This window comes from Wolbachia endosymbiont (group B) of Limnophora tigrina, from assembly GCF_964263235.1.
In the GTDB taxonomy this organism is placed as follows: Bacteria; Pseudomonadota; Alphaproteobacteria; order Rickettsiales; family Anaplasmataceae; genus Wolbachia.
In genome coordinates this window covers 691,851-704,803 of sequence record NZ_OZ181655.1, presented here as the reverse complement: position 1 = coordinate 704,803, position 12,953 = coordinate 691,851, and the positions used below count along the sequence as shown (strand labels likewise).

Sequence of the window (12,953 nt, the reverse complement as noted above, 5' to 3'; positions counted from 1 at the left end):
ATTAGCTTAAGTCTTTGACTTCATTAACTGTAAGACCAGTAGTTTGAGCTATAATATCAATAGAAACACCTGCTTTAAGTAGATTCTTTGCGACTTCAATTTCCCTTTCTTTTCTGCCTTTTTTATGACCGATTAGGATGCCTTTTTCTTCCCCAACCTTAACACCTTCATCAAATTTTTGAGCGAAAGCAGCTATTTCATCCATTAGACGTTTTTTTCTTTGCTCATATGCTAGTAATTCTTCTTCTGACCAATTAAACTTATTCATCTCTTCATAAGCTCGTTTTATTATTGCATCACTACCAACTATTTTATCTAGATCCTCTTCCCTTGTTTCTGCTGCATATCGAAAAAAATAACACCACTTTTCAACTATATTTTCTAGTTGGTCTTCTTTCGTCTTTGTAAATTTTGGTAGTTCAATGAATACGAAATAGAAATCCTTTAAGTCATGTTCATTGGTATTCTCATCCCGAATAGTATGATTTGATCTGTACTCAGTCTTGTTTGGAAAAATAATACAATCAGCAACAGCAATAAAGATAATTTCTTTGAGGTTATGATATTCATCTCCCTGGTCAGCTTGACTTGAGTAGGCTTTAGCAGCATAATACTGAGCACGCTTTTCGAAGCCTTTGGTTTTAGTGAACTGCATCTCTATTATGTACCTGGAGCCTTGAGAGTCCTTACAAAGAACATCGACAATACTCTGCTTTTTAGCGGCAATCTCAGGATCTAAAATAGTAGCTAGAAATTCAACGTCCTGAATTGCAGCCAAGCCGGTAAAGCCTAAAATATCGTTCAAGAAATGAATGAGGATATCTTTATTCTTCTCAGTGCCAAATATTCTTTTGAAGGCATAATCATTGCGCGCATCAAGAAATTTAGAAAGAGCCATGAGAAAAAAACCTAAAAAGCATTAACAATTATACACAATTCTGAAGAAATGTTCAAGTTTTTTATTTTTTTAAGTTTTGAATGCGTTGATGAAAAAAATGTCTCCCATAGATGGCTTTAGAATGCTACTACGCACCTTAGAGGTCCTATGCAACAGTAAACCCATTTTATGCTTTGTATAAGCTTTAGAAATACTGCCTAGTCTCTTGGTCTTTATATGAGAGTCAAAAGGGAGTGTTAAATAAACTGTGTCAAACCGAAAAAAAAGTAATAAATTGATATAAAAAAATGGAGGTTTGACAATGAGTCAGAAAGTAGTAAACAGAACTACCGGTTTGGTAGATTATAAAGAATTAGAAACAAATATCCTGTCGTCTATACGAGAAGGAAGACCGTTGACAGGAAGAGATGGAGCATTAACACCGTTTATAAAAAAGTTGCTGGAGGTAAGCCTGGAAGGTGAAATAGAAAACCACTTGTCGGCTGAAAGCGAAGAGAATAATCGAAGAAATGGGAGGAATGCAAAGACTTTACGTACAAGCGCAGGGTCATTTGAGCTTTTGACGCCAAGAGATAGGGAAGGAAGTTTCGAACCACAAATAGTCAAAAAAAGGCAAACAAACTTACATCCAGAGCTTGAAACGAAGATTTTGAGCACATTTGCCAGTGGTATGGGCTATAGAGATATAGTGTCACATGTTGAGGAAATTTATGATCACAAAATATCGGCGGCAGAGATATCAAGTATTACTGACAAATTGCTACCAGTAATCAACGAATGGCGTAGTCGCCCGCTGCAGTCTGTATATCCGATAGTTTTCATGGATGGCATGTTTTTTAAAGTCAAAGAGGACGGGCATTGCGTAAGTAAATGCATGTATAACATATTAGGCATAGATCAAAATGGCAAAAAAGAAGTATTAGGTTTTTATTTGGCTGAAAGTGAAGGAGCTAACTTCTGGTTGGGAGTGCTAAATGACCTCAAAGAAAGAGGAGTAGAAGATATCCTTATTGCCTGCGTTGATGGGCTGAAAAGCTTTCCTGCAGCTATAAACAGTGTCTTTCCTAATGCGGAAGTGCAGATGTGTATAGTGCATCAGATACGCAACTCACTGAAGTATGTGGCCAGTAAAGATGCGAAGAGTTTTTTGAGCGATTTAAAGAAGGTATATCAAGCTTCAAGCAAGGAAATTACCGAGAATTATCTGTTGGAATTGGATGAAAAATGGGGCACAAAGTACCCTATGGTTATAAAATCTTGGCAGAATAATTGGGAAAACTTGTCTGGTTATTTTAAGTATTCTGGTCCAGTTAGGAGGATAATCTACACCACCAATCCCATAGAGGGGCTACATAGGCAAATTAGGAAATTCACTAAGACCAAAGGCTCATTTACCAGCATAAATGCCTTGTATAAGCAGGTATATTGTGCTATAAAGAAGGCAGAGGAAAAGTGGACGATGCCTGTACATGATTGGGCATTAACTATCTCTCAACTTGATGTTTTCTTTCCTGGCAGATTGAAAATTGAGTTGAACTAAAAATGCGGTTTGACACAGTTTATTTAACACTCCCAGTCAAAATCCAAATAACTTGTATCTTGAACTGAAAAGACTAACTGGTTTCCTTTTATTCTTTCCTTAGTTTCTTTATAATGGGAAGAATAAATTTCCTTATCTTCAAGCTTTTCATTGCTTATATGCACCCTTAGCTTCTTTCCACCCACTACAGCTTTGATTAATTGAACCAGATGCCTTACCCTCTATGCAATAACTTGTTTTTATAAGTCTTTTATTAAGCCTTATATCTCCCAAATTAATGTGTTTTAACTCTCTTTCCAGCCATTTATCCCCTAAGCCATCTGTATATTGCACGCTTGTACTTGTTTCTATCATTTTGATCCTAAATTATTTAGCTTACTCACTTTTTACATTTGTGGGTAAAAGTGAGGATTTAAATCCGGAGAGTATCTTTGTCTTTGCACATATTGCCAAATTTTTCAATTATCTTTTCTCTTGCTTATCTTCTCCATAGTCATTTTTTTCTCGTCTACTACTTTCAAAATACGTTCCCTCAGATCCTCACTTTGGCATCATTCTACCTTATCTAAAGCCATTTTATACCTTTTTATCCCTTCTGGGGTAACCTTTTTTCAGTTAGCTATATAACCCTAATTATGAATTAACAGACAGTAGAATCGAAAGATTATTACAAGGAAAAGTCTACACAGATCGACCTTTTTGTGAATCTGCGTTTCTGCTTTCTTCAACTTGTTTTGCAAAAGATATTTCCTGTTTGCTGATATGCTGAAGTGGCTTAGCAATTTCGCGCACAACGGCAGTAACTGCTGTTAAAAACGTTTTTAACAATGCACCTAAAGCTCCACCAACTGCTTCCCTGCCATATATATGGGCCTGCTTTTCATTATCGTCAGCAGTTTCTCCTGCCCTCTTTCTTGGATCCATTCTATGAGCAATCACTGAAAACAACACTCCCCTGATTGAAGACTTCACTCGTTTCTTTGCTTCATCATCATGTGCTGTTTCATGTCCATGACTTAAGTGTTTAGCGTTCATTAGCTCCTTTTGTTGCTGGGCAAACATGCTACTTAATACTTCTTCTATCACTTGCTTCCTTCTTTTCTCTCTAACCCTTTTCATAGATTCTGATTTATCGCGAGTATGCTTTGTGGTTTCAAATTCTGCATCAATATCTTCAGACGCAGCCTGACTATATAAAGTCTCTATGAGCCTGTCTATGCTTCGCTTTATTTGCATAGTCCTTTCGTAACTATCCGAATTATCAATTCCTTCGTCGATCTGATTTAGAATATCCTCAAAAACTTTTAAATAGTCTTGAATATACTGTATTATGTATTGCTTATCTTCCTCTTTGTGTTGTTCTTCTTGATTTTGCTGATTTTCATTTTCTAAACTTTTCTCTCTTTTATCATCGTTATTTTCTTCAATATTACCATCGTCTTCCTCAAAAAGGTTTTCGTCGCTCATGATTTTTTTTAATTTAGTTAAAATTCTCACCAGTTACCATTGTATATGAAAAAATTAAATTAACATTAATGAAAAGCGTTTACAACTTCAGCACTAGTTAAAACTACAGTGAAGCTGTCAAAAGCAGCAGGATCATAATATCTCTCATACAATTCAACTGTATTAAATAGTACTTGATCTGACACTTAAAATAAGTAAGTTATAAAATAATAAAAGAAAGGAGTGTTAGAAATGAGTACAATACAAACAAAAATACTAAAACCAAAGCTAGGGTTATTAGAGCTAGCAAAACAACTAGGAAATGTATCTCAAGCATGCAAAGTGATGGGATACTCAAGAGATACATTTTATCGGTTTAAGGAGTTATATGAAAATGGAGGAGAGGAAGCATTACATGAAATAAGTAAGAAAAAACCGCTATTAGCGAACAGAGTTTCCGACGATATAGAAAGAGCAGTGATTGGTATAGCAACAGAATTTCCAGCATATGGGCAAGAAAGAGCTGCAAATGAACTGAGAAAAAGAGGTATAATAATTTCTCAGGGAGGAGTAAGGTCTGTATGGCTAAGAAATGACCTTGAAACTCTCAAAAAGAGACTTAAAGCGCTAGAGACAAAAGTAGCTTAAGAAGGAATCATTTTAACTGAAGAACAACTTACAGCTTTAGAAAAAGTTAAAGAACAAAGGGAAGCTCATGGTGAAATTGAGACACAACATCCAGGTTATTTGGGTTCTCAAGATACCTATTATGTGGGCAATATCAAAGGTATAGGGCTAATTTATCAGCAGACTTTTGTTGATACTTATTCGAGAGTTGCAATGGTTAAACTTTACACGGACAGAACAGCTATTACAGCTGCAGACCTCCTCAACGATAGAGTTATTCCATTTTTTGATGAGCAGAAAATTCCATTATTACGCATTCTAACTGATAGGGGTACAGAGTATTGTGGCAAGCCAGAAAATCACGCTTATCAGTTATATTTGGGAATCGAAAATATCGATCATTCTAGAACCAAAGCCAACTCTCCACAAACCAATGGCATATGTGAAAGATTTCATAGAACCATGCAAGATGAGTGTTACAATATTATCTTTAGAAAGAAAATCTACAATTCTTTGGAAGATCTACAGATTGATGTTGATTATTGGTTGCGTTCTTATAATGAGACAAGGCCTCACTCGGGTAAGTATTGCTATGGCAAAACACCTATGCAAACGTTTTTTGATAGTAAATATATTGCTTTTCAGAAAAACATTAGTAGCATTAAACAAGAGCCTGATATTAGTTTTGACTACCTCAATTCTTCTGTCAGTTAATTCTTGTCTGTCACATTAAATCTTGTCTTTTACAGCTAAGTAATTATTTTAACCGGGAGTGTTAAGTAAACCATACGCATCAAGTTAAGGCCCAATATAGCACCATTTAAACTTGTTTGTTACATTTATTTTTTGGGAAATTTTGATCTAAAATAAGATAATTCTTTCAGAAGAGTCTATAAATTACTAGCTTTATACAATCTTCAGGGAGGAGCTGGATAATTATAAGCTCAGCATTATTGTTTGGCGCTATAGGAGACACACTGGCTACAATGGGAATTATACCTGAAATTGCTGCTATTGGAGTAATTGCAACTGGTGTGTTGTCAGGAATCGCTGGTACTATAGTAGGTGGTGTAGCGGGATATCTTGTTAATGTGGCAATAAATCAATGCTGTGGAGCATGCAGCTCAGTAGTTCAAGAATAAGACCAATCCGGTAAAGAAGCATTTGTGGGAGTGGAAACCATTTTTTGATTTTTCTTTACTAAGTCTACTAAATATAGTTTAGAGTTGCTTGGTGATTCTGTTCTTGTGAAAATGATTTCTCTACCATTTGGTAGCCATGCCGGAGATTCAATTTTATGCCCTTCTGAAAGTAGACGTTCTTCTTTGCCATCTGGCTTCATAACTCCTATGTAAAATTTTCCTGACTGAATCTTTGTGAAAGCTATCAGATCTCCTTTTGGCGACCAAACAGGCGTAGCATATCTTCCACTTCCAAAACTAATTCTTTTAGGTTTTTTACTTTTGTTAGTAAAATCGATAACATACAGCTGCTGACTTCCACTCATATCGGAACTAAAAACCATATACTTTTGATCTGGAGAAAAAGAGGGAGAAGTGCTTATAGCTGAACCTTTAGTAATTTTTTTTGTCCGTTTACTACTTAAATCCAAAGATAATATATTCGTTTCACCACCCAATGAGTGGGAAATTAAAAGAGATTTACCATCAGGAGAAAATCTTGGTGCAGAAATAACTCCTTCAAATGCGCTGATTATTGATTCAGTGTGGTCTTTTAAATTTTTTAATACTATATAACTTTTACCATTTGCGTATGAGATATAAACAATACCCTTTCCATTTGGTGAGAATCTCGGTGTTGACACAAATCTATCGCCATTTGTTAAGTATTTTATATTACTTCCATCTTGATTCATCACAGCAATTTTACGTACGGATTTATAATTGCTATCTTTTTCTTCAGCAATATACGTGATTTTTGTGTTGAAGTGCCCTTTCTCACCAATCAATCTATCATGTATCACATCCGAAACGAGGTGACCAATTTTTCTCCAGTCTTTTGCTGGAAAAACAACTGACTGAGTAAGTAATTCTCTTTTTGTAAAAGTGTCAAATAAACGAAATGATAGCTCTAATGCACTACCAGATACTTCGCTTAAACTTACTGTGACTACAGTATCGCTTTTCCAAGATTTAAATTCAGCTTCCGCGCCACGTTTTACATTAAATAAGTCACAATTAGATAAATTTGTTCCTATTACCTTTGCAATATTTTCGCTTAATTCGCTTTCCAGCGCTGTTTTACATGTACATTTAGATACAACAAGACTAATGTTACCAACACTGCTTTTTTTTATATCAACATATAAAGCAGCTTTTGTAAAATAAGGAATAAATAACGAAACAAGCAATATTAATTGAACGAATAACTTCATTCTTTCATTTCATACCTGTTCTATCTGTACTTCAATTATAGGTCTTTTTAGTAAATATTCCTTTAAGATACTCAATATTGAACTTTCAATCTTATTTTTAATTTTTTTTGTTGGCTGCAAACTAAACAACGACTCAACTTTCTTGACAATTTTCTGTATAATAGCTGCATCTTCTAGCACTTCAAAAACACCAGGTACAAATACTTTCGGTTTAGTAAGCAATTTATTTTTCTTGTTTACAACTGCTGTTACCACAATAACTCCGGCATCTCTCATTCTTTTACGCATTTTTATAACACCGCTCTCCGGATGACGTAGCAGCATACCATCAATACCAAAGTAGTCAACACTGATTGAATCAACTTTTTCTCCGTTCTCCAAATTAACAATATCACCTGGTGCAATCATTATTGCTTTTGCCACACCGCACTCTTTAGCAAATTTTACATGTGCATGCGTGTGAATATATTCGCCGTGAACTGGAATAGACATCTTCGGTTTTATTAAAGAATACATTTCCTTTAACTCTTCTCTTGTTGGATGCCCAGAAGCATGAACATGCTCTGTTTTTTCAGTAACAACTTCTACCCCCATCTCAATAAAGGCATTGAGCATGTTGTGCGCACGAGTTTCATTTCCAGGAATGATTTTTGACGAAAAGATCATGGTATCACCTTGCTGCATTTTAAATGCTTGATGACTCTTATTAGCAAGCCTTGAAGTTGCTGCCAGTGGCTCACCTTGACAACCTGTGCAAAGTAGCACCAGTTTTTCCCTTGGAAAATTTACTGCTTCCTTTACTTCAAGAAACTGAGGAGAATCAGTTAAATAACCACTATCTTGCGCAACTTTCACTATTCTCCATAAAGATCTACCAAGTAAAACTACTTTTCTATTTAGTGCTTTTGCAGCTTGGCTTATCGTTTCAATTCGTGCCACATTTGAAGCAAATAGCGAAACAGCAACTAATTTTTTAGACCGCTTTATTATGTTATAAATGTTATTATAAATTTCACCTTCTGACTCAGGGTGATGCTTGCTTAATATATTGGTTGAATCGCAAATTGCTGCAAGCAGGTCACCTTTATCGCCAATTTCTTTTAGACGCTCTATATTAGAAATTAATCCAACAACAGGTTTTGGATCAAATTTCCAGTCTCCGGTATGGAGTGCACTACCCATTTCAGTGCTAATTAATATTGAATTTGCCTCAGGAATTGAATGAGTTATATTTATAAACTCGACGGTAAAAGGACCCAAATTTGTGCTGCCATTTATGTCCACCTCTTTCACAGGTACTGTACCTTCTAATCGAAACTCCTTTAGTTTCTCCTTAAGAAAATTAACCGTAAACTTTGTTGTATATATGGGGCACTGCAACTCTTCCCACAAGTGGGGCACTGCACCGCAGTGGTCCTCATGTGCATGTGTAATTATTATTCCAAGCAAATCTTTTTTTCTTTGAGCAATAAAATCTACATCAGCAATGAGCAGCTCAACACCTGGCATAGTTTCATCTGCAAAACCAACACCAAGGTCGATCATAATCCACTTACCTTGATAATGATATAGGCTAACATTCATCCCGATTCTTCCTACTCCCCCAAGCGGAAGAAATAAAAACTCATTTTTGTTTATATTCATTAAATTTAAATTATTAAAACCTGAGAATAGCAAAACTTCGACCTTAAATAAAGAAATTTATTGCTTTTACATAATTTTAAGGAACTAAGAAGTTTCTGTTGGCTAATAATGTTGATATCAACACTATTGTTAAGTTTTCCATTAATAAGGTCAAAGAATTGCAGGATTAAATGAAAACCCGTAAACAGTTACTCCTTCATGTCATTTAGCAGATTTCTTATTTTTTTTTTACTTTACTAAAAAACCCTTCAGATTGCTGTTGTACACTTGCATTTTCCTCTTCTTCAAGTGCTTTTAATAGTTCAATTTGCTTTTTAGTTAAATTTTTTGGATTTAAAGTCTCAACTATTACCTGTACATATAAATCACCACGAACATGTGAGTTCATATATGGCATACCCTTTTCCCTACAACGTAGTTTGGTACCAGTTTGAGTGCCTTCAGGGACCTTTACTTTTATTTTAGCTCCATCAATTGATTGGACATCGATTTCGCCACCAAGCACTGCTAGTGTCATTCTTATAGGCACTTTACAGTGTAAATCTGCTTTATTTCTAGCAAAGATTTTATGGGAAATTATTTTCACGTATACGTATAAATCTCCACTTTCTCCACCTCTTGTTCCAGTTTCTCCTTTACCACTTATCCTTACCTTAGCTCCTTCTTCTATGCCTTTTGGAATTGAAACGGATATATTTACTTCATCTCTTCTACGTCCACTTCCACCACATTTCTTACATTTATTTTGTATTATTTCTCCTTCCCCATAGCATGTAGTACATGTTCTTTCGATGGTAAAAAAGCCTTGTTGAGTTCTAATCCTACCGCTTCCCTGGCATGTGGGGCACTGAACTGGTTTAATTGCTCCTTCGCTACCTGTGCCTTGGCATGTGTCACATTTTACATTTGTCACATAATGTATAGGCGCTTGTATTCCTTTAAATGCATCTTCTAAGGTAATTTCAAGATCATAACGTAGGTCTGCTCCAGACACTCCTGTTGTGCTCCTCTTTGCTCTTGATCTACTTGCACCACCACCGAATCCTCCACCAAAGAAGTCATTGAATATGTCGCTAAAATCTCCTGCAGAGCTAAAGCCTTGAAACCCACCAGAAGCACCTTCGTGGCCATAACGGTCATAGCTTGCCCTTTTCTCAGAGTCAGATAGAACTTCATATGCAGCTGTTACTTCTTTAAATTTTTCCTCTGCTTCTTGATTGCCAGGATTTCTATCAGGATGATATTTTAACGCTAATTTTTTATACGCTTTTTTTATCTCATCAATACTGGCATTTCTTCCTACTTCCAGTAGATCATAGTAGTCTTTTTTGCTCATATATAATAGTTTAGTGTTTAACTTTTAAAAATAGGTATTGCATATATTAATTTCAAGTGTGACTTCTGTTTCCTATAAAATGTGGTGCACCCTGAGCGACTTGAACGCCCGACCTTTTGATCCGTAGTCAAATGCTCTAATCCAACTGAGCTAAGGGTGCTTTTATAAAGTTAACTTTAGCAGGTTTTGTAGCTTGATTCAATTAATTTGGCTAAAAATAAAACTGTTAATTTTTATCATACGTGAAACCTGCAAAAAATTGCATTTGTTTTCTTAAGAATCATTTTATGGTCAAGCTCACAACTATACGAACATTTGTAGTCAAGGCACTGGGATCTGAAATTGCAATGTTCGTATAGTTATGGGTTTAGAACCCCTCACAATTCTCAAACTGCTGTTCCGCATTAGAATTATTAAATTCACTATAAGGAGGAGCGCTTGGAAGAGAGTAAGGAGGCATAATTCCTAACTGCTGCTTCAGCCTCCTCAATATTGTCTGATTCTTTCTCATGCTTCATATGAAAAGCTAAACCACCAGCAAAGCATACGAGAGAATTAACGCCAAGGATAGCTAAACCCCACACTGGTAAGACTGGGTAAACAGCACAAGCTACCTACTTTCAAAACACGTCCCCTCAGATTCTCACTTTGGTATCATTCTACCTTATCTAAAGCCATTTTATACCTTTTTATCCCTTCTGGGGTAACCTTTTTTCAGTTAGCTATAGTAGATCTTTCAGAACAACTAAACGTGATTTGTTCTACTTCCATCTAATACAATGTAACAAAGGGGTATAACTCAGAGCTAGAAGTTATGATTGTAATAAAGATATAAAAAAAACGGATAAGTCAAGCAAAGTTACAAATGTAATTTTGCTTGACTATCCATTTATTACCGCCTAAAATAGCTAACAAAGCCATCCCGTGTGACATTTTATCTATATCTAATCAAGCATATTAATAAGTAAGTAAATTTTAATATAATCTTATTATACTTATAAATATGCTGTATAGAATAAAAGTATGGATGATTTCATAACTGCAAGAAGGAAAGATGATGCTGTGGTATCTGTTTGTCAGGATAATAAGAAAAAAAACGTATTAATTTTAGGGCTCAATCAAGCCGCAAGGAATTTGTTAAAATACGAGGAAGGGAATTTACTTAATAAGCCGTTAATCAATATTTTAAGTGCAAGAGCAGCTGACGACATGAAGAATTATTTAGAGTATACCGAAAATGGATACGATTTACTTGATGTATTACCTAAAGTGATAGGTTTTTCCTTAACTGATGCTAAGGGAGAAGATATAAAGACAAAAGTAAAAGTTTTCCGCACTGCACAATTTGCTAGTAATAAAATAAATTATGAGCTATTGATACGTGATATCAGCTTGTCTCATAAATTAGGAATCTTTAGAGATGAATATCTAATGGGTAAAAAATATAAAAACCATGACTTATTCGATATACCAAACAATGAGTCTACTATTCTAGAGTTATACGTTATATTAAATTTTGCCTTTCAACATCAAATTAATGCAGCTATAGGAGTGATTGGCTTAAATAGTAGCTGTAGTGAGACAAATGATGCACTGAAAGTTATCATAGAACATTTTTATAAAAATTGCCGTAGTGATGATTTTCTAGGGTATATTGATGAGAATAAAGTGCTTTTTGTTTTGATTAACTGCGATGTAAAAAGTACGTCTAAAATAATTAATCGTATACATTCTGCCATTAATAAGCAGTTATTAAAGCGAAAATTACCAAGTGTATCAATAATTTATGGGAATATAGCTCAAAAACGGGCAGCAAAATCTACCAGCGGCTCCTTCTGAAAAGTTGTTTTTTATTTATATTGAGTTTAAACTTAAATTTTTATAAAAATTTAAGTTTATTTATGAAGTTAAGGTACTACCTGGTAGCACTGCTTTCATCATTATTTTTGCAGAGTAGTGCTAGCTCTAGAACAATTTTGGATAAGGAAATATTTTATGTAGAACTAGACGGAAAAATAGATTTGAGATTCGGCTATGCCTTCAACAGAGGTTCTTTCAATGCTAAGGCTAAGGATAAAACTTCAAGTTATTCATACTTGCGCTTTCTTTATTTACAGCAAGTTTATCCAAATACTCAAATGGGGTTTAATGTTAAGGCAGGAGTTTCTGGTATTGCAAACCTAAAAGCGTTAGACATAGAAAAGTTAGACATGGAGGAATGGTATTTCATCATTAAAAATCAGGTGCTTGGATCAATTGAATATGGTAAAAGAAGTTTAGTTAGTCAGAGCATGTTAATTAACACTTCAAAAATTTATACAGCTGCTGGAGGAGTAAATGATCATTGGACAAACTATGCAAATTTGCGTGGTAACGAAAACAGAGATAATGGCCCTGGATATGATAAAGACAAGGTATTTTGGGTAAAACCCAACATTTACAGTAATTATAATGGACTCGAACTAGGGTTAAAACAATCATCAATTAACTACATCTCCCCTAAAATCTATAACTTTCAACTCGGGTTCAGTTATGTCCCAGGAAAAAATAACTTACAGTACAGCAATTTAATTGCTGCTGGCCTTTCCTATAAAAATGGCCTATCAGACGATATAAATTTTACTACTGCCTTAACTGGTGAATTTGCAAGAGAAAATTTAACTGATTGCTCAGATGGAACTTCTAAAAATTATGAATGTCGTAATCAATTACTGCACTGGAATTTTGGTTTGAAGCTAAAATTGTTCGATCTTGATTGCATTTTTTCGTATGGTAATGGCGGTAAATCTGGTGAGAAGCGTAATCCTGAAATAAATAATACGTATTATATGAATGCAGGTATTGCTTACCATTCTGATTCTCGTAAATTGAGCTTAACATATTTCAATAGTGGTAGGGATATTGCAGCAAACGAGTTAACATCATATGCTTTAAGCCTTGAATATCCATTTTTTATGGGCACTTCATACTATTTCGATATTGTAAAATTTAGTACCAAAGAGCCTGAAGTAGAAAATAGCAACTCTGGTTATGTGCTTTTGACTGGACTGAAATTAAGTTTTTAATG

At 34.9% G+C, this 12,953-nt stretch carries 10 protein-coding genes, 1 tRNA gene and 1 pseudogene; 5 read left to right on the top strand and 7 right to left on the bottom strand.

Annotated elements, in window-relative coordinates; genetic code table 11:
- Position 1: 1 nt before the first annotated feature.
- Positions 2-898: an Rpn family recombination-promoting nuclease/putative transposase gene (locus tag ACE38O_RS03560; protein WP_374698261.1), complete on the bottom strand. Its 897-nt coding sequence runs from the start codon at positions 896-898 to the stop codon at positions 2-4.
- A 301-nt stretch (positions 899-1,199) separates the two neighbouring features.
- On the opposite strand from ACE38O_RS03560, the gene ACE38O_RS03555 reads away from it, so the two are divergent.
- A complete protein-coding gene (locus ACE38O_RS03555) occupies positions 1,200-2,438 on the top strand; it encodes an IS256-like element ISWpi15 family transposase (RefSeq protein ID WP_374698228.1) in 1,239 nt (412 codons plus the stop codon).
- Positions 2,439-2,585: 147 nt separating this feature from the next.
- Here ACE38O_RS03555 and ACE38O_RS03550 read toward each other — a convergent pair whose 3' ends face one another.
- Together ACE38O_RS03550 and ACE38O_RS03545 are read right to left on the bottom strand one after the other, a co-directional pair.
- On the bottom strand, positions 2,586-2,792 hold the full coding sequence (locus ACE38O_RS03550) for a transposase DNA-binding-containing protein (protein WP_374698260.1): 207 nt from the start codon (positions 2,790-2,792) through the stop codon (positions 2,586-2,588).
- Between the two features lie 327 nt (positions 2,793-3,119).
- Complete coding sequence (locus tag ACE38O_RS03545) at positions 3,120-3,905, bottom strand: hypothetical protein (protein ID WP_374698259.1); 786 nt, start codon at positions 3,903-3,905, stop codon at positions 3,120-3,122.
- Positions 3,906-4,136: 231 nt separating this feature from the next.
- On the opposite strand from ACE38O_RS03545, the pseudogene ACE38O_RS03540 reads away from it, so the two are divergent.
- Together ACE38O_RS03540 and ACE38O_RS03535 are read left to right on the top strand one after the other, a co-directional pair.
- Positions 4,137-5,225 (top strand): annotated as a pseudogene (locus tag ACE38O_RS03540) (IS481 family transposase).
- Between the two features lie 239 nt (positions 5,226-5,464).
- The gene (locus ACE38O_RS03535; protein ID WP_374698258.1) at positions 5,465-5,653 is read left to right on the top strand and encodes a hypothetical protein; all 189 of its coding nucleotides are present in this window, start codon (positions 5,465-5,467) and stop codon (positions 5,651-5,653) included.
- On the opposite strand, the gene ACE38O_RS03530 is transcribed toward ACE38O_RS03535, so the two are convergent.
- From ACE38O_RS03530 to ACE38O_RS03515, 4 genes are all read right to left on the bottom strand, one after another.
- Entirely contained in the window at positions 5,644-6,906 is a 1,263-nt protein-coding gene (locus tag ACE38O_RS03530) for a protein TolB (RefSeq protein ID WP_374698257.1), read from the bottom strand. The genes ACE38O_RS03535 and ACE38O_RS03530 overlap by 10 nt on opposite strands.
- A gap of 9 nt (positions 6,907-6,915) precedes the next feature.
- Positions 6,916-8,550 carry a ribonuclease J gene (locus ACE38O_RS03525; protein WP_374699076.1) on the bottom strand — a complete coding sequence of 545 codons (1,635 nt, stop codon included), beginning with the start codon at positions 8,548-8,550 and terminating at the stop codon, positions 6,916-6,918.
- Between the two features lie 217 nt (positions 8,551-8,767).
- The gene (gene dnaJ / locus ACE38O_RS03520) at positions 8,768-9,886 is read right to left on the bottom strand and encodes a molecular chaperone DnaJ (protein WP_374698256.1); all 1,119 of its coding nucleotides are present in this window, start codon (positions 9,884-9,886) and stop codon (positions 8,768-8,770) included.
- A gap of 82 nt (positions 9,887-9,968) precedes the next feature.
- Positions 9,969-10,046, bottom strand: a tRNA-Arg gene (locus ACE38O_RS03515).
- Between the two features lie 863 nt (positions 10,047-10,909).
- Here ACE38O_RS03515 and ACE38O_RS03510 point away from each other — a divergent pair.
- Together ACE38O_RS03510 and ACE38O_RS03505 are read left to right on the top strand one after the other, a co-directional pair.
- Entirely contained in the window at positions 10,910-11,725 is an 816-nt protein-coding gene (locus tag ACE38O_RS03510; RefSeq protein WP_374698255.1) for a hypothetical protein, read from the top strand.
- A gap of 62 nt (positions 11,726-11,787) precedes the next feature.
- The gene (locus ACE38O_RS03505) at positions 11,788-12,951 is read left to right on the top strand and encodes a porin (protein WP_374698254.1); all 1,164 of its coding nucleotides are present in this window, start codon (positions 11,788-11,790) and stop codon (positions 12,949-12,951) included.
- Positions 12,952-12,953 lie beyond the last annotated feature (2 nt).